This is a genomic window from Streptomyces sp. NPDC049837, from assembly GCF_040674455.1.
Taxonomy (GTDB): domain Bacteria; phylum Actinomycetota; class Actinomycetes; order Streptomycetales; family Streptomycetaceae; genus Streptomyces.
The window spans coordinates 43,654-62,820 of the sequence record NZ_JBFAMP010000001.1 but is presented as its reverse complement, the minus strand read 5'-3'; the positions used below and the strand labels follow the sequence as shown (position 1 = coordinate 62,820).

At 70.6% G+C, this 19,167-nt stretch carries 19 protein-coding genes and 1 pseudogene; 10 read left to right on the top strand and 10 right to left on the bottom strand.

Annotation, left to right across the window (positions count from 1 at the left end; all coding sequences use genetic code 11):
- Positions 1 to 199: 199 nt before the first annotated feature.
- Positions 200 to 856: pseudogene (locus AB0J57_RS00300) on the top strand (SGNH/GDSL hydrolase family protein); the annotation flags it as partial.
- A 114-nt stretch (positions 857 to 970) separates the two neighbouring features.
- On the top strand, positions 971 to 2,125 hold the full coding sequence (locus AB0J57_RS00295; RefSeq protein WP_366125649.1) for a low temperature requirement protein A: 1,155 nt from the start codon (positions 971 to 973) through the stop codon (positions 2,123 to 2,125).
- Positions 2,126 to 2,200: 75 nt separating this feature from the next.
- Here AB0J57_RS00295 and AB0J57_RS00290 read toward each other — a convergent pair whose 3' ends face one another.
- Genes AB0J57_RS00290 through AB0J57_RS00280 form a run of 3 tightly spaced genes read right to left on the bottom strand, consistent with a single transcriptional unit; the run spans position 2,201 to position 3,757 of the window.
- Positions 2,201 to 2,641, bottom strand: coding sequence for a DUF6463 family protein (locus tag AB0J57_RS00290; RefSeq protein ID WP_366125648.1), 441 nt, complete (start codon positions 2,639 to 2,641; stop codon positions 2,201 to 2,203).
- Positions 2,642 to 2,684: 43 nt separating this feature from the next.
- Positions 2,685 to 2,993, bottom strand: a complete 309-nt coding sequence (locus AB0J57_RS00285; RefSeq protein WP_366125647.1) for an AzlD domain-containing protein — start codon at positions 2,991 to 2,993, stop codon at positions 2,685 to 2,687.
- Complete coding sequence (locus tag AB0J57_RS00280) at positions 2,990 to 3,757, bottom strand: AzlC family ABC transporter permease (RefSeq protein ID WP_366125646.1); 768 nt, start codon at positions 3,755 to 3,757, stop codon at positions 2,990 to 2,992. Before AB0J57_RS00280 ends, AB0J57_RS00285 begins: the two co-directional genes overlap by 4 nt.
- 63 nt (positions 3,758 to 3,820) lie before the next feature.
- On the opposite strand from AB0J57_RS00280, the gene AB0J57_RS00275 reads away from it, so the two are divergent.
- Entirely contained in the window at positions 3,821 to 4,549 is a 729-nt protein-coding gene (locus AB0J57_RS00275; RefSeq protein WP_366125645.1) for a CGNR zinc finger domain-containing protein, read from the top strand.
- Between the two features lie 107 nt (positions 4,550 to 4,656).
- Here the strand turns inward: AB0J57_RS00275 and AB0J57_RS00270 are convergent, their stop codons facing one another.
- Positions 4,657 to 5,334, bottom strand: coding sequence for a response regulator transcription factor (locus tag AB0J57_RS00270; protein ID WP_366125644.1), 678 nt, complete (start codon positions 5,332 to 5,334; stop codon positions 4,657 to 4,659).
- A 224-nt stretch (positions 5,335 to 5,558) separates the two neighbouring features.
- On the opposite strand from AB0J57_RS00270, the gene AB0J57_RS00265 reads away from it, so the two are divergent.
- The 3 genes from AB0J57_RS00265 to AB0J57_RS00255 all read left to right on the top strand — a co-directional run bounded on the left by AB0J57_RS00265 (position 5,559) and on the right by AB0J57_RS00255 (position 9,256).
- Complete coding sequence (locus AB0J57_RS00265) at positions 5,559 to 6,617, top strand: ABC transporter ATP-binding protein (protein WP_366125643.1); 1,059 nt, start codon at positions 5,559 to 5,561, stop codon at positions 6,615 to 6,617.
- Positions 6,614 to 7,483, top strand: a complete 870-nt coding sequence (locus AB0J57_RS00260; RefSeq protein ID WP_366125642.1) for an ABC transporter permease — start codon at positions 6,614 to 6,616, stop codon at positions 7,481 to 7,483. The genes AB0J57_RS00265 and AB0J57_RS00260 overlap by 4 nt, the downstream gene beginning before the upstream one ends.
- Before the next feature lie 132 nt (positions 7,484 to 7,615).
- A complete protein-coding gene (locus AB0J57_RS00255; protein ID WP_366125641.1) occupies positions 7,616 to 9,256 on the top strand; it encodes a histidine kinase in 1,641 nt (546 codons plus the stop codon).
- A 6-nt stretch (positions 9,257 to 9,262) separates the two neighbouring features.
- Here the strand turns inward: AB0J57_RS00255 and AB0J57_RS00250 are convergent, their stop codons facing one another.
- The 3 genes from AB0J57_RS00250 to AB0J57_RS00240 form a co-directional block, all read right to left on the bottom strand.
- A complete protein-coding gene (locus tag AB0J57_RS00250; protein ID WP_366125640.1) occupies positions 9,263 to 9,784 on the bottom strand; it encodes a hypothetical protein in 522 nt (173 codons plus the stop codon).
- Positions 9,785 to 10,129: 345 nt separating this feature from the next.
- Positions 10,130 to 10,687, bottom strand: a complete 558-nt coding sequence (locus AB0J57_RS00245) for a DUF3291 domain-containing protein (protein ID WP_366125639.1) — start codon at positions 10,685 to 10,687, stop codon at positions 10,130 to 10,132.
- 514 nt (positions 10,688 to 11,201) lie between these two features.
- A complete protein-coding gene (locus tag AB0J57_RS00240) occupies positions 11,202 to 12,785 on the bottom strand; it encodes a hypothetical protein (RefSeq protein WP_366125638.1) in 1,584 nt (527 codons plus the stop codon).
- A 370-nt stretch (positions 12,786 to 13,155) separates the two neighbouring features.
- Between AB0J57_RS00240 and AB0J57_RS00235 the strand changes: the two genes are divergently transcribed.
- From AB0J57_RS00235 to AB0J57_RS00220, 4 genes are all read left to right on the top strand, one after another.
- A complete protein-coding gene (locus tag AB0J57_RS00235; protein ID WP_366125637.1) occupies positions 13,156 to 13,626 on the top strand; it encodes a hypothetical protein in 471 nt (156 codons plus the stop codon).
- A 208-nt stretch (positions 13,627 to 13,834) separates the two neighbouring features.
- Positions 13,835 to 14,983, top strand: coding sequence for an alpha/beta hydrolase (locus AB0J57_RS00230; RefSeq protein ID WP_366125636.1), 1,149 nt, complete (start codon positions 13,835 to 13,837; stop codon positions 14,981 to 14,983).
- A gap of 149 nt (positions 14,984 to 15,132) precedes the next feature.
- Positions 15,133 to 15,831 carry an alpha/beta hydrolase gene (locus tag AB0J57_RS00225; RefSeq protein WP_366125635.1) on the top strand — a complete coding sequence of 233 codons (699 nt, stop codon included), beginning with the start codon at positions 15,133 to 15,135 and terminating at the stop codon, positions 15,829 to 15,831.
- Positions 15,832 to 16,152: 321 nt separating this feature from the next.
- The gene (locus AB0J57_RS00220) at positions 16,153 to 16,725 is read left to right on the top strand and encodes a hypothetical protein (protein ID WP_366125634.1); all 573 of its coding nucleotides are present in this window, start codon (positions 16,153 to 16,155) and stop codon (positions 16,723 to 16,725) included.
- Between the two features lie 90 nt (positions 16,726 to 16,815).
- Here AB0J57_RS00220 and AB0J57_RS00215 read toward each other — a convergent pair whose 3' ends face one another.
- The 3 genes from AB0J57_RS00215 to AB0J57_RS00205 all read right to left on the bottom strand — a co-directional run bounded on the left by AB0J57_RS00215 (position 16,816) and on the right by AB0J57_RS00205 (position 19,161).
- Positions 16,816 to 17,115, bottom strand: coding sequence for a hypothetical protein (locus AB0J57_RS00215; RefSeq protein WP_366125633.1), 300 nt, complete (start codon positions 17,113 to 17,115; stop codon positions 16,816 to 16,818).
- Positions 17,116 to 17,329: 214 nt separating this feature from the next.
- Entirely contained in the window at positions 17,330 to 17,917 is a 588-nt protein-coding gene (locus tag AB0J57_RS00210; protein WP_366125632.1) for a hypothetical protein, read from the bottom strand.
- 521 nt (positions 17,918 to 18,438) lie between these two features.
- Positions 18,439 to 19,161, bottom strand: a complete 723-nt coding sequence (locus AB0J57_RS00205; RefSeq protein WP_366125631.1) for a SigE family RNA polymerase sigma factor — start codon at positions 19,159 to 19,161, stop codon at positions 18,439 to 18,441.
- Positions 19,162 to 19,167: the final 6 nt, after the last annotated feature.

Sequence of the window (19,167 nt, the reverse complement as noted above, 5' to 3'; positions counted from 1 at the left end):
GCTTCCTGGTCGCCCCCTCCTCGCCGGAGCCCTCGCCACCCTCCCCCCGGCGCCCGCCGCCTCCGCGGCCGCGGACGACCCCCTCGAGTACGTCGCCCTCGGTGACTCCTTCGCCGCCGCCACCCACGTGCCGCCGCCCGACGTGTCCAACCTGCTCTGCCTGCGCTCACGTGCCAACTAACCGCACGCCGCCGCCAAGGCGCTGGGCGCCAGGCTGACCGACGTCAGTTGCTCCGCCGCCACCCTCGCAGACCTGCGTACCTCCCAACACCCGGGCACCGCCGCCCAGAACAGCGCCCTTTCACCGGACACGGACGTCGTCAGCGTCACCATCGGCGGAGTGGACGTCGGACTGGTCACCACCGCCATTGAGTGCGTCAACCTGGACCCCAAGCCCGCCGGGGCGAGCTGCGCCGCCGAGAACACCGCAGGCGGCTCCGACAAGGTCAAGACCGCCATCGACGCCTGGAGCCCGAAGTTCGCGGCGGCCCTGGACGACATTCACCGCAGGGCCACGCACGCGAAGGTGTTCGTCATCGGGTACGGCAACATCATCCGCCCCGGCGGCTGCTTCCCCAGCCAGCCCATCTGGGACACCGATGCCGACTACCTCCAGGGTACGGTCAACCACCTCGACAAGCGGCTGAAGCAGACCGCGCGGAAACACGGCGCGGTGTTCGTCGACACCTACACCCTCGGAATCGGCCACGACATCTGCGCCGCACCCACCGACCGCTTCACCGAAGGATGGCTGCGCACACGCGCCGCCATGCCCCTCCACCTCGATGCGGCCGGCTCCGAAGCCATCGGTGCGGCCCTGGCCTCCGCCGTCCGCCGCGCGGTTCCCGGCTCCTGACGGCGCGGGGCTTGGATCGCGCGGTTGTGGCCCAGGGGTGGCTCAGGGGTATCCCGCATCGCCACACCGCACCATTCGGACCATAGGCCCCTTTTGCGTGGTACTCATGCCGGCATGAGCGAACACGAGGCTGAACGTGGCCGGGTTTCCACCCTCGAGCTGTTCTTCGACCTCGTCTTCGTCTTCACCGTCAGCCAGTTGACCACCGTCCTTGTCGAGGACCCGCACGCCGGTGGCGTGGTGCACGCCGCTCTGCTGTTCGGCCTCATCTGGTGGATGTTCAACGGCTATGTGTGGCTGACCAACGAGCTGCCACCGACGACGGACCGGCGCCGCGTCCTGCTCTTCGCCGCCATGGCCGGATTCCTGACGATGGCACTCGCCCTCCCCGAAGCGTTCAACGAAGGGGACGGGGCGAAGGTCTTCGCCGCCGGCTACATGCTGGTGACGGTGGTCCACGCCGGGCTCTTCTCCCGCACCAGCAGCGCGGAGGCCAGCCGGGCGATCACCCGACTGGCGCCCTTCAACCTCGCCGGAGCGGCGCTCGTCATGGTCGGCGCCTTCACCCACGGCAGGACACAGTCCGCCCTGTGGCTGGGCGCCCTGGTCATCGAGGCGGCGGCCCCTCGGCTGGGTGGCCGGCTCGCCGGCTTCACCATCCGTCCGGCGCACTTCGTCGAACGCCACGGATTGATCATCATCATCGCCCTGGGCGAGTCACTGATCGCGATCGCACTGGGCGCGGCCGGCCTTCCCATCGACGCTTCCCTGATCGCCGTCGCCGTGGTGACCCTGGGCGTCGCCGCCTGCCTGTGGTGGGTGTACTTCCGGGTGGACATCGAACGGGCCGAACAGGCGCTGTTCCACGAATGCGCCACCCAGCGGGCCGTCGTCGCCCTCAACGCCTACAACTACGCCCACATCCCGCTCCTGCTGGGCGTCGTCACCTTCGCGGCGGGCGTGAAGAAGGCGGCCGCCCACCCCCTGGACCACGCCACGACGGCCGGCGCCCTGTACGTCGCCGCCGGCATCGCCCTGTACCTGTGCGGCCATGCCGTCTTCCGCCGCACCCTCCACCTCGGCGGCCCCTGGCTCCGCCTCGCCACCTCGGCCGCCGTCCTCGCCACCGTACCCATCGGTGTGTACGGCGCGGCCCTGGCGCAACTGGCCGTCGTGCTCCTCCTGCTGTGCCTCTGCGCCACCCTCGACCCACGAGTAGCCACGCGCAGAGTCCGGCGGGCCGAGCCCGCGGGCCCTTCCCGGACATGAACCGGGCGGGGTTCGCCCGCTGCTTCCTCCCGTACGGAGTGTCCCCGGACCGCGGGCGGCAGCGACCGTCTGCGCTCAGGTGGAGCTCTCCTGGTGATCCCGGCCAGCGGCACGGTCACGCCGCGAGGTCCGCACCGCCAGCAGGCCGATGGCGATCAGCGACCAGCCGCCGGAAACCGGCTCCAGCAGCGACACCGGTATCCCGAGCGCCAGCAGAATCCACCCGAGTTCGGCGGGCAGCGTCCCGGTGGTCGTCACAGACCGCCGGGCGAGGAGGCCGAGACCGATGAAGGCCATGCCGCTGACCATGAACCAGAGGGCCATCATGCGGCCCTCGTCGTCGTTGCGGACGGTATTCCACAGTCCTTCGGAGACGATGCCGCTCCAGTGGGGGTGGGCGGCGATGACGCCGACGAGCATGTGCGCCGCCGCGGCGGCGTATACGAATCGGGGGATCCAGAGGCGGAGACCGCGGGCGTGGGACTCCCGGGTCCGCCCGCGTGCAGCGGTGTCCATGAACTCATGTTCCTTTCCAGGGATCGGGCGATGGACATGTGCGTCAGGCGGTCAGTCTCCGTACGACGGCTGCCAGCACGGCCGCGCCGACAAGGACGGCAGGCATGGGCAGTCTGCACCAGCGGAGCAGCGGGACCGCCGTCAGGGCCGCCAGGAGGGCGGGGTCCACCGTCCGCCATCCGTCGCCGGCGACGTCGACCACGACGAGCCCGGCCAGCAGGGCGGGGGCCATGAGCGCGACCACCGCCCGGGCGCGTGGGGGCAGTTCGCGTTCACCGAGCGCGGTCGGGCCGGCGGCCTTGAGGGCGAAGCTGAGGATGGCGACGGCTACGACGGCCGACCAGGGGGTCACTGCGTGGGCTCCGTTCCGGGCTGATCGCTCGTGTGCCGCCGGCGTGGACCGCCGCGGTGCTCACTCTGCGGCAGGGGACGTGTCAGGGCCGCAAGGGAGGCGCAGGCGGCGCCGATCAGCGCCGGCCCCGCGGGGAGGAAGAAGGACAGCCCCGCGGCCATGGCTCCGCCCAGCAGCGCTGTCGTCCAGTACAGGCGCCCGGCGCCCGGCGCGTCGAGCAGGAGGAACATGAACATGGCGGGTGCCACCACGTCCAGGCCGAGAGACGTCAGAAGGTGCGGACTGGGCGCCAGGACCGCGCCGAGTGCGGTGCCCGCGACCCACAGGACCCATTGGACCGCACTGGCGGCGAAGAGCACCCGCCGATCGAAGCGGCCACCCCCGAGGTGCGCCGCGGCCCAGGAGCCGTCCACCACCGCCTGGGCTTCCGCGGCGCGGCGCAACCTACCTCCGCGCAGGGCGCCGGAGACTGCCACTCCCATGGGCAGGAAGCGCGCGTTGACGAGGGCGGCGGCGACGACGGCCGAGGCCACGCCACCTCCCGTACCGAGTGCCGACACGAGGGCGAACTGCGCCGAAGCGGAGAAGACGGCCATCGAGCAGAGGACGGCGCCGGCCACGGCCCATCCCTGGGACTGCGTAATCGCCCCGAAGCTCACAGCCAGCAGGAACGAGGCCGACCCAAGTGCGAACCCGACGCGCAGTCCTGCGCGCAGGCGTTGTCGGGGTAATGCGTCCTCGTGCAGGGGCAGTTCATCGGGCATGACCACAACCTAACAGGCATAAGCGCGTAAGCCTGTTAGGGGGTCTTGGTTAGGGTGGTGGAGGTGAAGAGAACCCCGGACACGACCGGCACGGGACCGACAGCGCGCCCAACCCACGCGGGCGTGGCCCTCGTCGGCGGACACACCGTCCTCGACTTCACCAACACGGTCGCGTGGCGCACGGACCCCGCTCGTCGCGTCGCTCGCGTGGAGGGCGTCGAGGCGTGGATCCGCTGGGCAGGCCGCGTTGGGTTGTTCACCGCCCAGGAGGCCACGGCGCTACTGGACCTCGCCTCGCGGAACGAACGGCACGACGGGAACGCACGGAACGATGGGACCGAACGGAATGACGGGGACGCACGGAACGACGGGAGCGAGCGGGAGGCTTCGCCCCGCACCTCGTACGAGCTCACCGCCCTGGAGACGCTGAGGAGCGCCCTCTGGGACGTGCTGGACGCGTTGATCGACAACGGTCCCCTGCCGTCCGCCCCGTGGGAGATCCTGCGCCGGTCGATCGTGACGGCTCGCCGGGAAGCCGCACTGCCGCCGGAGTTGCCGCTGCGCTGGCGCGTCCGGGCGACCGGGTTCGCGGACCTCGCCCACGCCTTGGCCTTGCAGGCCGACGAACTCCTCGCGAGTCCGCTCGTCAAGCGGATCAGGCGCTGCGAGGGCCCGGGCTGCGGATGGTTCTTCCTGGACCGCAGCCGCAGCGGCACGCGCCGCTGGTGCAGCTCCAGCGACTGCGGCAACCGGGATCGCGCCCGCCGCCACTACCACCGTTCCCGCCCCTGAGCGGCGTCGCCCGAGTCGAGGACCACTAGCGGGACGCCGTGCACGAAGGGGTGTCCACCGGGCAGCCCGCGCGGCGACTCCCCTGGCAGGGCGGGGGAAGGCAGGCGCTAAGCATCGCGGGTGACGAGGCCGGCCTCGTGCGCCGCGATGGCGGCCTCTACGCGGTTGCGTGCGCCGAGCTTCGCCAGGACGGCGCTGACATGGGCTTTCACGGTGCCCTCGACGAGGTGCAGCTCTGCCGCGATCTCCGCGTTGGACAGGCCCGCGCCGAGGCCGGCGAGCACGTCGCGTTCCCGGCCTGTCAGGTGCTTGAGCGGGCGTCGGGGCCGGGCGGCCCGGTGCGCGCGCAGACCGGCGATGACGCGGGCGGCGACCCTCGGCGACAGGTAGGCCCCGCCCGAGGCCACGGCCTGCACGCCGTTCAGCAGTTCCCGGGGGTCGTCCGCCTTGAGCAGGAAGCCGCTGGCGCCTTCCTCCAGAGCCCGCTGGATGAAGTGGTCCTCCCCGAACGTCGTCAGCATCACCACGCCGGTTGCCGGCACTGCCTGGTGGATGCGGGCCGCCGCCGCGATTCCGTCGAGGCCCGGCATCTGGATGTCCATGAGGACCACGTCGGGTTGGTGGCGGCGCGCCAGGGAAACCGCCTCGGCCCCGTCGGCCGCCTCGGCGACCACGTCCGTGCGCGGGTCCCTGGCCAGGATGGCCCGGATGCCGGCCCGGACCATCGTCTCGTCGTCCGCCACGAGGACGCGGACCGGCCGTTGGCCTGGTGTCGTCTCTTCCACACGGCGAGCGTACGGCCCCGGCCGGGCCGCGCGGCCGGACTCCCGGCCGAATACGCCCGGGGGCGCAGCGGCACCCCTGACGAAGGGAAGGAAGGACCTGACGATCGGCCCATGTGCCGCCCCGAGACGGCCCTCTTAGCGTCGTTGCCGCACCACGGAAGCACCACGGAAGCACCACCGAACAGTCCGGCAGCACACAGGCAGAAGGAACAGAGGGAACCGGTGTGATCACCCTGAGAGGGCTCAGCAAGCGCTACGGCGAGACCGTCGCCGTGAACGACCTGACACTGGACGTCAAGGAAGGAAAGGTGACCGGCTTCCTCGGCCCCAACGGGGCCGGGAAATCCACCACGATGAGGATGATCCTCGGCCTGGATCACCCCTCGCGGGGCAGGGCACTCATCAACGGCAGGCCCTACACCGCCCTGCGGCACCCGGTCCGCGAGGTCGGGGCACTGCTGGACGCGAAGGCGCTGCACCCGGCACGCTCGGCCCGCAGTCACCTGATCGCACAGGCCCGCAGCAACGGCATCCCCACACGCCGCGTGGACGAGGTGCTGGAGACCGTGGGCCTCGCCAAGGCGGCACGGCGCCGTGCCGGGACGTACTCGCTCGGCATGTCCCAGCGGCTGGGCGTGGCCGGGGCGCTCCTCGGCGACCCGTCCACTCTGATCCTGGACGAGCCGGTCAACGGCCTCGACCCCGACGGCGTGCGCTGGATGCGAGACCTCGTCCGGACCCAGGCCGCACAGGGCCGCACGGTGTTCCTCTCCAGCCATCTGATGAGCGAGATGCAGTTGACGGCCGACCACCTCGTGATCATCGGCCGGGGAAGGCTGCTCGCCGACACGTCCATGGCGGACTTCCTCACGGGCAGCTCCCGCGCGGTCGTACGGGTTGGCGTACCGGATCCTGAGGAGCGGGCCGTCCTGGTACGCCGCCTGGCGGCGGACAGCGCGAACGTCACCGTGACCGTCGACACGGCGGACCGGGACGAGATCGTCGTCACGGGGCGGACCGCCAGGCAGGTCGGCGACCTCGCCCACCACTGCGGCGTCCGGCTGCATCAGCTCAGCGACGTCCATGTGTCCCTGGAGCAGGCGTACATGGACCTCACGGCTCGCAGCGTCGAGTACGCGACGGGCGCACGGAACGACGACCCCCACGGGACGGGGCAACGGCCCGGAGCCGGTTCGGCGCCGAACAGCGAACGCGAAGGCGAACGCGAACGCGGGCAGGGACCCGGCCGCTTGGCCGGACAGACGGGCGGGGAGACGCGATGACGGCCGACAAGACGACCGACACCTCAGCCCATGGAGCTGCGGTCGCTTCCGATCACGCCGCCGCTGGCCGGCCGTCCGGCGGTGCGCCGTCCGGCGGTCCGCAGTCCGGCCGTCCGCCGTACGGCGGTCCGTTCCGCGGTGCTGTCGCCGCCGAGTGGGCCAAACTGTGGTCGGTGCGCGCCCCGTACGTCTGTCTCGTGGCGGGTCTTGTCGCGACCGGCGTGTTCACCTTCTACTACGGCTCGATCGCGCGGATCAACGACCATCCCGTCCAGCCGGTCGGCCACGCGGCGATCTCCTCCACGGTCCTCGTCCAGTTCGCCGTGGTCGTCCTGGCCATGCTTACCGTCACCAGTGAGTACACGACCACCAGCATGAGCTCGTCACTGCTGTGGGTACCGGTACGGCACCGCGTCCAGCTCGCCAAGGCACTGGTCACCGCGCTGGTCTTCTTCACCGCCGGCACGGTCTTCACCGCACTGGGAACGGCCGTCGCGTGGGGCCCGTTCTCCGGCCACGCCTCGTTCGACGCCGGCGAGACGGCGGGCCAGGTGGTGGCCGTCGGCGTCTACTACGCCCTCATCGCCGTCATGACGGTGGGCGTCTCCTTCGCCACCCGGCACGCGGCCGGGGCGCTGACCGTGCTCCTCGCACTGCTGTGGGCCCTGCCGAGCATGCTCGTCGGCCTCGGCGGCCCGGTCCTGCTCGCGATCAACGACTGGTTGCCGCACAGTGCCGGCGACATCTTGATGCGTGGTGGCGCCGGCACCCCGTACAGCCCCGCCACAGCGCTCCTCGTGCTGCTCGCATGGACACTTGCCGCCCACCTGACCGGTCTGTATCTGCTGCGCCGCCGAGACGCCTGACCAGTTCCCGGGCCGGAAGCCGCCGGCTCCCGGCCCGGGAACGGCCCCCTGGCGCCGGCGCCGTACGTCTGACGTAGCGTCGGCCCGGTGACAGCACGCACCGCGCCCCCAGGAGAGGAACCCCGAACGACCATGCGGCGCCTTCGCACACCACTGAGGCCGGCAGTCGCCGACATCGCCCTGTGGGCGGTCTTCGCGACCGCGGGCGCCCTCTGGTTGGGCGACACCCGGACCGCCTCGGCCACCCGGGACCTGGTCCTTCCCCTGCTCGTGCTGGGCGTGGCCGTGGCTCTGGCCCGGCGCCGCCCCGGGACGGCCGTCCTCCTGGCCAACGTCCCGTGCGCGCTGGGGCTCGCCGGCTCCGGAAGCCCGGCGAACGTCTACGCGCTGACGCTGGCCTGCATGAGCTTCCTCCTGGGCGTCCGCAGGGCCGGGGCGCGTACCCCGCTGCTGGTACTCGCCGGCTGTCTGGCGGTCGACCTGGCCCTGTGCGCCGTCCTGCGGGTCCCCGCGGTGTGGTGGTTCTACGCGATGACCATGCTGCCCGCGGCGCTCCTGCTGCCCTGGCTCGCCGGCCGCTACTGGCGCGGGCGCCGGGAACTCGTCGAAGGAGGCTGGCAGTTGGCCCGCAGCCTTGAGGAACGGCAGCACCTCGCCGCGGAACGGGCACGCCTGACGGAACGCGCGGCCATCGCCGCCGACATGCACGACTCGCTGGGGCACGTCCTGAGCCTGGTCGCCCTGCGCGCCGGCGCGCTGGAGCTGTCGCCGACCCTCGCCCCGCAGGACCGCGACGACGTCGCCGAACTCCGGCGGACGATATCCGACGCCGTCGACCACCTCCGGGAGACCGTCACCGTGCTGCGGGCCGACCCCCACGCCGGGGCGAACCCGGCCACGGCCGACACCGTGGAGGAACTCCTGGGGCGTGCGGTCGCCTCCGGCGTCCCCGTGCGGTGGGAACGCAGCGGACCGCCGCCGGCACGATCGCCCCTGGTCGAACGGGCCGTGTACCGGGTGGTCCAGGAGGCCCTCACCAATGCCACCAAGCACGCCCCGGGCGGCACCGTCCGCGTCAGCATCGCGCACGCCGACGACGTCACCCGCGTACGGGTCGTCAACTCGGCGCCGCTGCCGGGGCGTACGCCCGGGCCGGCGCCCGTCACGGTGGGCGGGAACCACGGCCTGGCAGGGCTGCGCGAGCGGGTGACGGTCCTGGGCGGCGCCTTGCGAGCCGGCCCGTACGAGGGCGGATTCGAGGTCACCGCGACCCTTCCGCACTACGCGTCCGCCCAGTCGGCGCCACGCGGCTCGGACGGGCTCACCGACCAGCCGGACCCGGCCGGCGGTACGTCGTCGTCCGCCGGCACCGTACCCGAATCGGTGCGGCGACGCGCTCGTATCCGCCGCATCGCCCGTTGGCGCTTCGCGGCCTTCTTCGCCGTTCCCGCGGCGGTGGCGGCGGTCTTCCTGCCGAGCGCCGCCTACCTGGCCTACCAGCTCACCAGCAGCGTTCTCCCGCCCTCCCGCTACGAGCAGCTACGCGTCGGCGCGCCCCGCGCGGAGCTGACGCACCTCCTGCCGGCACGGCCCTTCCCCTACGCCCCCGACGCAGTACGCTCCGCGCTCCGCCCGCCCGGGACCACCTGCGACTTCTACCGCTCGAACGGCAACCTCCTGGACGAGGTCGACCTCTACCGCCTGTGCTACTCCGGCGGGAGACTCGTCGCCAAGGACCCCCTGGACGCGGGCCTCGACGCCGTCGTCCCGTAACCGATTTCAGCGGCCAGGCGACACGTGGACGGACCACACGTCGCCGGCCTGGTGCTCCTCGGGGTCGTCCGGGTCATGGTCACCGTTGCCGTACGGATCGGGGTCCGCGATGACGTGGATGTCCGCGCCCGATTCCCGTACCCCGTAGCGGTGTACGTCACCCGACTGATCGGCAGGTTCGATTGAGCGGCCCAGCGACAGGACGACGGCCCGCAGCTCCGCGTACCTGACCCTCGGCTCGAAGCGCCCGTACTCCCGCGACAGAGGCGTCGGTACGGTGCTCGGAGAGAGGTCGTGGATCAGCCGGTGCGTCTGGAGACCGAACCCGCTACAGGACAACAGCCCCTCGGGTGTTGGCGAGAACGTCACTTCGACGAGCCCGTAATCCCGCCGTACGAGACCGCCACTCGGAATGTCGAGGTAATCCGGGCCCAGAACGGCCTCCCAGTGGTCAGGAGAAGAGCCGACTCCTGCTCCGAGCACGTCGCAGCGGGTGGCGACGCGAGCATAGAAGTCCAGATCGGACACTCGTGGATCCCCTCGGGCCTGGCCATTGTGTGCGAAACGAGACTACTGGTGGGACTGCTGCCGGTGACGTTCATCCGCTGGCGGGATTCTTCGTCGCGCAGATCGTACGCCGCCGGCTGCCGACGCGCTCTGCGCTCAACCTCCGTGTAGCGCAGGACACTCTGGGGGAACGGGAGGTTCCCCCCGTTCTGGGCACCGGCCCCGCCGTCGATGCGCCGAGACGATTGCAGGTCCGTGCAGGTCAACGAGCTCGGCCGGACTGCCTTCATTGTCAACGGACAGTTCGTGTTCGCCGTCATTCAATCGAGGCGTTCGACAGCGAATCCAGTCGTTCAGGCTTCGTTGTCAGCGAACCTGGTCGCGCTTCAGCCCGATGCCTTTGATCCTGGCCGGAGTTCCGTCCGGGGCGAACGAGTCGTGGAAGGTGAAGGCGTGCGGCGCGGGGCCGTGGTCGTGGAGGTGCTCCAGCCTCCAAACCCCGTCCCGCCAGGTGGGTATCACGCTCTCGGAGACCCACCAGAACACGTAATTCGGGTGCCCTGTCCTCTCGAACCAGTCGTAACGCCTGTTCAGCGCCTCGCGGTGCAGACCGGTGTAGACGGCTTCGAAGGCGGGGCGCAGGCCGGTCCAGAGCGAGAGGGTCGTGGCCAGGGCGGTGGTGTCCACCGTACGGCCCTTGTCGTACCAAGTCGGTACGGCGAACTCTCCCCATGCACCCCAGTCCGCCTCGAAGAGCACGCCCCGGTCACCGTCTGCCGCTTCAGCACGCGCGAGATATCCGGGGTGCTGACTGATCTGCTGGTAGACGGCCTCACCAATGTCGTAGAACTCGCGCGTGAGAGGTGCGGGATCGGCGAGGGGTGACTTCAGGGCGCCGAATGTGTACAGAGCAAGATGGGGCATGCGTCTCTCCCTGGTTGGGGCTGCCTGGCGTGGACCCGGTTCGGTGGCTTTCGCATGGGGGCGAGGGTTCGCGGGGCGTGACGACTCATCCCGTCGCGGCCGGCCCAGCCTGAAGGAACCCCCGTGCGACCGTGGGCGACCACCGAAGACCAGATGAAGGTAGCGGCCTCTGCGAGCCCTGTCGAAGTTGCAATTTCCCTGTCCAAGTGGCCTCTCGCACAGGGCATTGCGGGAACTGGGGCGGTGGTGCTGCCTGCCTCCGTGGAAGTCCGCATCGGCCCATCAAATGCCGAGAAGCAGCATCGACAACCCCACTCAAACCGGTGCGCCGGGGCGACGCCAGCGGCGTTGTCGGCGTCCACTGGGTTGGATGACGGAGCGACTGGGTTCACTGTCAAAGGACAGTTCGCCGGGGGCAGACAGGAAAGAGCCGGCCGCTTCTACCTCGGCTGGGTCCCGCTCGGCCGCCCCGGCTCTCGGTCGAGCCGGGGCGGCGGCACGCGGCTGCCGTCGGTTACGGCCTGGCCTGGATGTCCTTGATCCGGTGCGCGTAGATCACGCGCCCGCACGGTGAGGGCTGACCGCACTTCGTGGGGTGGTCGGCCGGGCGGTGCTCGGAGACGGACCAGAGCAGGGCCGGGTTACCGGTCCGCCGGCCGTGCTCGACGTACAGGTCCTCGGGGCCGACCGCCGTGGGCACGTCGCTCCCGTACGCGAGCAGTCCTCGTTTGGGGAAGGGCTTGGCGCGGACGATGCTTCCGTTGTCGTACTTCTTGCTCTGGTTCAGGTAGTACCGGCCGTCGTAACGCGCGGCGCCCTGCATTCCCTCCTTGGGGAGGTAGAAGCCCCAGGCCGGCGTCCTGGTGACCCCGCCGCGGGAGGCGAGCTTGCCGGTCCCGGGATCGAGCGCGTAACCGGTGAGGCGGCCCGTGGACGGGTGGCTCGGGGTGGAGCGGCAGTACTCGCCCATGATCAGCTCGTGCGGGGAGACGGACCGGTCGATGGACAGGTAGGAGGCCTTGGGAGCGCCGGACGTGGCACAGTAGGTGATCTTCTTCTTGTTCTTCTTCCCGGCCGTGGCCTTGTTGTGCTGCTTGGCCTGGAAGGTCCAGGTGGCGACCTGCGGCATCACATAGCGGTAGCCGAAGCCGTACCAGGTCTTGCCATGCCGGCCGATCTTCTTCTTGTTCTTGACGTCGGTCCTGTAGCCGCCGGACAAGGTGTCGTTGGTGCTCGGCTTGTTGTCCGGATCGAGGTCCATGATCTTGCGCATGTCGAAGACCCGGATGCCGTTGTAGGTGTCCGCGACGTACAGGTAGTTCTTGTACCAGGCCATCCCGCCGATGTGGATGCCCGTCTGGCCCTTCCTGTCGTTCGCGTGGATGGCGTCGAAGGTGATCTTCTTCGACTTCTTGCTCACGTAGGGCCAGACCAGCAGCGCATGGCGGTACTTGTTGGTGGCCGGGTCCACGAAGGTGATCCGGACGCCCTTCTCATTGCACTTGTCCGACGCCTTCTTCTTGCACCCCTTCTTGGTGCGGCCGGTGTTGTCGTCGTCGTACGAGCCGATCAGGATCGGGCGCTTGGCGCCCCACTTCTCGTCCTTCGCGGCATCCGACGCGCCGGTGACGGCCTGGGGTATCCACTCGACGCTGTTGGCGTCATCGTCCTTGAAACAGTACTTCTTGGCCGGCTCCAGCGGGTCCTTGCCCTTGTCGCCCTTGCCGAACGGGTCCGTTCGGCAGTCGCCGCCGGTCAGCAGCGGACGGTTGGCGTACCTGAGAATCTTCTGGACGCCCTGCTTGGGCAGCATGGCGTCCAGCTTGGCGACCTTCCTGGCAAGGTCGGCACCCGACTTGAGCCTGAAGTCGGCGGGCCTGGTCACCACCGACCCGGGGCCGGCCCAGGCCGCCTGGGTGACGACGCCCGGTGATGGCTCGGGCGCGAAGGAAGCTGTGGGCTGCTCGGCCCCCGTGGCCGCTTCGGTCATGAGCGCCGGGTCGGCCCCGGCACCCTCGTTGCCCATGGCGGGGGCGACGAGGGCACCCAGGACGCCCGCTGCTACGGCACCGACGGCGACCATCCGTCCACGGCGCATGACCGGTATTCGACGTTTCGACAAAGTTGTCTCCGAGACTGATATTTGCCAATGAGGCGCGAGGATGATTGCAGAGCAAACATTGGGAACGCAAACTTTGAGAGGATGGGCGGGGCTGCTGCGTTGGTTGCGACTGCGGGAGCGTGCTGCATCAATGCCGGTTTGACAGGCATAATTTGACTCTTCATCAGTGATCCTGTGAAGAAATGGCGACGGCTTGCGTTCTCTCCGCCTTCGAAGCGGCTGACGATGGCAATATTCGCGCCTGCATAGTTTGACGTTTCGCATTGCCATGGCCGTCCAGACGCGCGGAGTGTTCAGGCGATCATGTGCACTGGTGTGCAAGGACTTGGTGTGAGGGGGCAGAGACGTGGCCTTGGAAATGTGGGCATCGGTCTTTTCGCTCGCGGGCGTCGCGCTCGGTGGTGGTCTGGCGGCGCTCTCCCAGCGCGCCACCCAGCGGTCCGCCGAACGGTCGGAGCAACGACGGGAGGCGGTGGCCAGCTCCGAGGCCCGGCGGGCCGAACAGTTGCAGGCGATCAAGGACTTCATCGCGTGTGCCCAGGATGCCGAACGAGCGGCGTACAGCCGTCCTGAGTCGTGGGGCGATGACGACGACTGGAGCGGCTCGGCCGCGGCCACCATGACCAGGCTCTGGGTCGCCGAACGGCATCTTGTGCTGCTCTGCGACACGATCCTGCACGGCCCTGCTCATGCCTACGGCCGCGCGCTCAACCAGGCGGTGTGGCGCGAGATCGGCGACACCGAGGTCAATGAGCACCTGGAGGAGCACAAGACCGCCTTCATGACGGCAGCCCGGGAAAGCCTCGCCTCCCACTGAGGTCACGTGCCTCGACCTGCCCTTCCCTGCTCCTTGCGCCTGCCTTGTCCTGCCACGGAGTGTCGGTCGGCGGTCGTAGACCTGGGGGTGTACGGGCGGCCATGGGTTGTCGTTCATGGGCTGACGGCGCGTGAGGCAACCGTGGATAGCGTGGCGTTGACGACGTCGGCACACGGGTGCCGGACGAGGTATCGATCAGAGGACGTCCATGAGAGCAACTTTCCTGGCCGGTGCGACCGCCCTCGCCGTGGCGATCGCCGGTCTGCTGCCCGCCGCTTCCGCGGGGGCGGACGCCCGCTCCACCGGGCCGGTTCCGGCGGGAGTCGTGTTACCGGCCGCCGGGCTGACGCTGCCCGTGCCAACGGGGAAGCTGCCCATTGGCGTGACGACCGTTCACCTCGAGGAAAAGGGCCGGGCCGATCCGTGGGTGGCCGGTGAGGACCGGGAGCTCATGGTGTCCCTTTGGTACCCGGCCGTGAAGCCCTCCGGAACCCCGGCGAGGTACATGACGCCCGAGGAGTCCGCGACGTACCTCAAGAGCAGCGGTGTGGAACTGCCGCCCGAGCTGCTGAGCACCGTGACCACGCACGCGACCGTCGACGCCACGCCGGTGCCCTCCCGGGCCGGGCTGCCCCTGGTCGTGCTGTCACCGGGCTTCGGCATGCCGCGCGCCACGCTGACGGGGCTGGCCGAGGACCTGGCCTCTCGTGGATACGTCGTCGCGGGCATCGGACACAACTACGAGGCCCACGGCACCACCTTCCCCGACGGCCGGACGACGGACTGCGTGGCGTGCGAGAACCCCGACTTCCCCAAGGCCGGAGCCGTACGCGCACAGGACGTGTCCTACGTGCTCGACGCACTCGCGGGCGGCCGCCCGGTGGGGAAGGGCGTCCGCGTCGACCCCGGCCGCGTCGCCATGGTGGGCCACTCGGCGGGCGGCTTCAGCACCGTCCCGGCCATGCTGACCGACACCAGGATCAAGGCCGGGGTCAACATGGACGGCAACTTCCGGTACCCCAACGACACTTCGATGGACCGCCCGCTGCTCATGCTCGGCAAGCCCAGTCACGTCCCCGGCGGCCCGGACGCGACGTGGGACGAGACCTGGGGCGAATTCACCGGCTGGAAGCGCTGGCTGACCATCGACGGCACCCAGCACCTCTCCTTCACCGACCTCGCACCCCTCGGCACGCAGCTCGGCGTCCCGCAGCAGGACCTCGACGGCGCCCGCTGCATTGCCGCGGTACGGGCGTACGTGCGGGCGTTCCTCGACACGCACCTGCGCGGACGGCACGCGCCCCTCCTCGACGGGCCGAGCGCCCGCTATCCCGAGGTGAGGTTCCACCGGCCGTAGCCAAGCGGCTTCATCGGCCGGGAACCGGTGGCGGGGAGCCGGTGGCCGGGCGGGTTCGATCGTGCCCCGGCAGCGCCCCCGGCACCGGCCACCGCGTCCGCACCTCCGCCCGCGGAGCCGTTGTCAGACCCCTCCGCTAGCGTGCGGCCATGGTGAATTTCGTATTGGTCGCCGGCTCCTGGCTCGGGTCGTGGGCCTGGGACGAGGTGGTGCCGGAGCTGCGGGCCGCCGGCCACGGCGCGTACCCATTGACCCTCTCCGGCGTCGGGGAAAAGCGCGGCGTCCCTGCTGGGCAGCAGACCCATGTCCAAGACATCGTCGGCGAAGTGGAGCGCCTCGATCTGCGCGATGTCGTGCTGGTCGGGCACAGCTATTCGGGCATCCCCGTCGGTCAGGCCGCCGAGCGCATCGGCGGGCGGCTGGCGCGGGTGGTCTTCGTAGACGCCTGTGTTCCGACCGACGGTGAGTCGTTTGTCTCCCGCTGGTGGGAGGGGCCGGCGGAACTGGAAGCGTCGATTGCCGGGAACAACGGCTTCTGGGCCCTGCCGACCGCGGCCGACTTCGTCGGTCAGGGACTCACGGACGATCAGATCGCACGGTTCATCGGCGGCGCGACGCCGCACCCGGGTGCCTCTCTGGCCGAACCGGCGGTGCTGGCCCGGCCGCTCGGTGAGCTTCCGGCCACGTACATCAAGTGTCTGCTGGACGGCGCCGAGCCGAGCGATGACGTCGCGGCGCTGCTGACCAGCGACTCCTGGCGGTTGGTCGAGATGAACACCGGCCACTGGCCGATGTTCTCGCAACCGCACGAGCTGGCACGGATCCTGGTCGACACGGCCGGGAAGTGACCTGGGTGGAATCGGGGGCGGTATCCGGGTCGGTGCGAGCAGCACTTCGATCGTGCGGCCCATGCCGGCCCAGAGGGTGATCCGTGCGCCGGGGTCCTCCTTCCGTGCCGTCGTCGAGGCCGCAGCACGGTGGACAAACGGCCGGCTTCCAGTGGGTCGACGGGCCCGGAGGCGAAATGCCCGGCTGACGCTCGTCGCCCCCGTGCGCACGGGCGCGGCGCTGCGACGAAGCAGGGAAGCAGGATGGAGCCGCCCACGGCACGCCTGTCGGTCACGGGTATTCCCGTCGCGGTCACGGGCGGCGCCGTGTTGGATGGGCGTATGAGTCAGACGCCTGCCCTGCGACTGCGAGAGGCCATTGCCCGGACCGAACACCTCACCCGCGACCGTGCCGCCACAGGGCGGCGCCCGGACGAGGCGGACGACCTCGTGGGCACCTTCGCCACCGACGGGGCGCTCGGATTCGACCCGTTCCCCTTCCTCCGGGCGCTGCACGAGGCCGGTTCACAAGCCGTGGTCGTCGGCCAGGTCGCCGGAATCATGCACGGTTCGACCGAGCTGACCGGCGACCTCGACCTCCTGTGGGACGGCACCCCGGACCAGGCGCGCGCCCTGCGCGACGCCCTCCTCATCGCGGGCTGCACCGAGCCGCCCGACCTCGACCGCCCACAGGCCGGCTACCAAGTGACGGGCGTTGGCGGGGACTTGTGCACGCCTGCCCTGTCCTGGGGCGGCATGGACGTCACCGCGTGCCTTACCCGGGCCGTGACGGCCCACGACCCCTCGGGGTTCACGATCCGGTACGTCGCACTCGACGACCTGATCGGGATGCGGCGGGCCATCGGGCGGCCGAAGGACCACCGCCGCGCGGACGAACTGGAACGCTTGGGATAGAGAACCGGACCGGCTCACAAAAGCGCCCCAGATCCGGTGCGTTGTCCATCCGGTCGGCGCGCCGACCCTGGGCCGACCGGCGTCGCCGGCTCACCCGGAGGCGTCGCAGCGCTGGACGAGGCCGTCCTGGACGACGTCAGCCGGTTCGATGGCCACCGCGACGGCTCGTGCGCGGAGGTGGAGGGCCAGGAACTCCATCTCCACCAGCGTTCCGACGAGACCGGTCTCGGTGAGCCGCGCGGCCTGCTTCCGCGCTTCGCCCAGGGACCATGGCTTTGCGTCCCGCAGAGCCTTCAGCACCGGAACGAGATTCGGCACGTCTCCGGCCAGGCCGAGCCGCATCGGCCCGTGTGCGCGCAGCAGGGCTTGTCGTATGTTCTCGGGCGTCACACAACCGGTGTCCTGCTCGCACCACCCGCTCCCGCAGTCCTCGCATCGGCCTTCGGTCGACCAGCGGAGCGCGCCACGGTGGACGAACTGGCCCACATCGCGGACCGCGGTGCCTCCGCAGACACTGCACCGGCCCATGACCTGAACTCCTTGTGTGATCACAGACTCTCCTCGGCGTGATGGGTCGATGCGATGGGGGCCCAGAAGATCCGCGTCAGCAGCGAAGACCGATGACACCCCATCCGCGCCCGTCCGCCTCGCCGACGACCTCGCCCCAGCCGCGCAGCAGCGACGCGAAGGCCGCGTAGTCCGGGATCCAGCTCCCCGGGCCGCGCGCCGCGTGGGTGTCGAAGGGGGCCCTCAGCCCATCCAGGCGTGGCTCGGCCCGGGACCAGAGGCCGGCCAGGGTGGAGGCGTCCTCCGGAGAACAGTGGAGCAGCAGGTGCGACCGCCAGGAGCCGGGTTCGGGGTTATCGTCCTCCTCGTCGTCCTCGTCAGGATCCCAGCGGATTCCCAAACCGATGAGGAAGCCGTCAAGAGCGCTGCGCAGTTGAGGCTCGGCATGGTCCCGTGCGTCGTCCCAGGCTTCACCCGCCCAGAAATGGGGCTTGTACGAACCGAGTGTGTTCCGGAACTCGTACACACCCCACCAGGGCGCGCCGTCACCGAGAGGCCAGAACCAGCCGGCGTCGAGGTCCTCCGCCTGATCCGACTCCTCGAAGAGCCGGTTCGCCCGCTCGCCGACCGGGATCGCCTCCAGGCGCTGCCAGTCGACCACCATGACCGTTATCCCCAACCCCATGGGATCACGTTATCCAACTGGCCGTACCCGGGTCAGGAGCGGGCCGGCCGGGGCCGTCGTTCCTCTCGCCAGTTGACGAAGGACAAGCATTGCTCAGCCGGCTCCTGGGATGGGGGTGGTGGTCGGCACCGCGGAATGGGTCGTGGGCGGGCTGACGCTGGGTTGGTGGTTCGGCGGCGTGCTGGGGGACGGGTGCGGGGGCGTGCTTGGGGACGGGGTCGGGTGAATGCTGGGTGTCGGGGAGGTGGTCCCGGGCTGGACGGCCGGCGGGACGGGGCGTGGGGTGGGCGGCTCCGGGGACAGGGCAAGGTAGGCGGCGCTCGCCAGGGCCGCGGTGGCGAGGCCGGTCAGACCGGCGAGGACGGCCCGGTACGCCGGGGTACGCCTCCGCCACAGGGGCCGGGCGGCCGGGCGGGGCGGTGCGGCCGGGCGCAGGTGGCGCACGGTCACCGACTCCGCCCGGGCGTCGAGCGCTTGCCGGAGCCGGCGCTCCACGGGACGTTGGCGTTCGCCGTCGGCCGTCATATCCGTCCCTCCAGGATCCGTTCCAGCGCGTCCAGGGCACGGCTGGCGTTCGACTTGACCGCCCCGCGGCTGATCCCCAGGGTCTCGGCGATCTCGGCCTCGCTGAGGTCGGCCCAGTACCGCAGTACCAGGACCTGGCGACGGCGCGGGGTGAGCCGGCCCAGCGCGGCGAGCACCTCGCGGTGTGCTTCGTCCAGCACGACGTGCTCCTCGGCGGAGGGCACGTCCGCCGGGGCGGGCGGCGTCCAGGCGCGGACGGTCCGCCGGCGCCGCAGCACCGAACGGGACGTGTTGACGACCGCCGTGCGCAGGTAGCCCAGCGCGTTGTCGACCTCGCTGATGTGCTCGCCGTGGCGCCGGTACAGGGCGGTGAAGGCGTCCTGGACGACGTCCTCGGCGGTGGCGAGGTCATCGACGAGGAGCACCGCCAGGCGGACCATGCCGAGGCGGTGCGCGTGGTAGAGGTCGGTGACGGTGGGCGGCGGGGGAGCCCCGGTTCCGTACGGGCGCGAGGGCAGCGGGCGGCCGGCCGAGGGGTGATCGGCCCGCGCGTGATCGACCGGCGGGTGGTCGCCCAGCGGGTGCTCGACCGGCACGGCCGACCGGTCACGGCGCAGCAGCAGTGTGCGGAGGGCCGCACGCACGCCCCGCCCGCCGCCGCGCCGCACCGGGGAGAAACCGGGCACGGCGGGGCGGAGGGGCAGGGCGTGGTGCAGCACAGGGTT

Coding starts and splice junctions, on each gene's coding strand:
- AB0J57_RS00295 (WP_366125649.1), top strand. CDS start 971: ATGAGCGAACACGAGGCTGAACGTGGCCGGGTTTCCACCCTCGAGCTG.
- AB0J57_RS00290 (WP_366125648.1), bottom strand. CDS start 2,641: ATGGACACCGCTGCACGCGGGCGGACCCGGGAGTCCCACGCCCGCGGT.
- AB0J57_RS00280 (WP_366125646.1), bottom strand. CDS start 3,757: ATGCCCGATGAACTGCCCCTGCACGAGGACGCATTACCCCGACAACGC.
- AB0J57_RS00260 (WP_366125642.1), top strand. CDS start 6,614: ATGACGGCCGACAAGACGACCGACACCTCAGCCCATGGAGCTGCGGTC.
- AB0J57_RS00255 (WP_366125641.1), top strand. CDS start 7,616: ATGCGGCGCCTTCGCACACCACTGAGGCCGGCAGTCGCCGACATCGCC.
- AB0J57_RS00245 (WP_366125639.1), bottom strand. CDS start 10,687: ATGCCCCATCTTGCTCTGTACACATTCGGCGCCCTGAAGTCACCCCTC.
- AB0J57_RS00240 (WP_366125638.1), bottom strand. CDS start 12,785: ATGCGCCGTGGACGGATGGTCGCCGTCGGTGCCGTAGCAGCGGGCGTC.
- AB0J57_RS00230 (WP_366125636.1), top strand. CDS start 13,835: ATGAGAGCAACTTTCCTGGCCGGTGCGACCGCCCTCGCCGTGGCGATC.
- AB0J57_RS00225 (WP_366125635.1), top strand. CDS start 15,133: ATGGTGAATTTCGTATTGGTCGCCGGCTCCTGGCTCGGGTCGTGGGCC.
- AB0J57_RS00220 (WP_366125634.1), top strand. CDS start 16,153: ATGAGTCAGACGCCTGCCCTGCGACTGCGAGAGGCCATTGCCCGGACC.
- AB0J57_RS00210 (WP_366125632.1), bottom strand. CDS start 17,917: ATGGGGTTGGGGATAACGGTCATGGTGGTCGACTGGCAGCGCCTGGAG.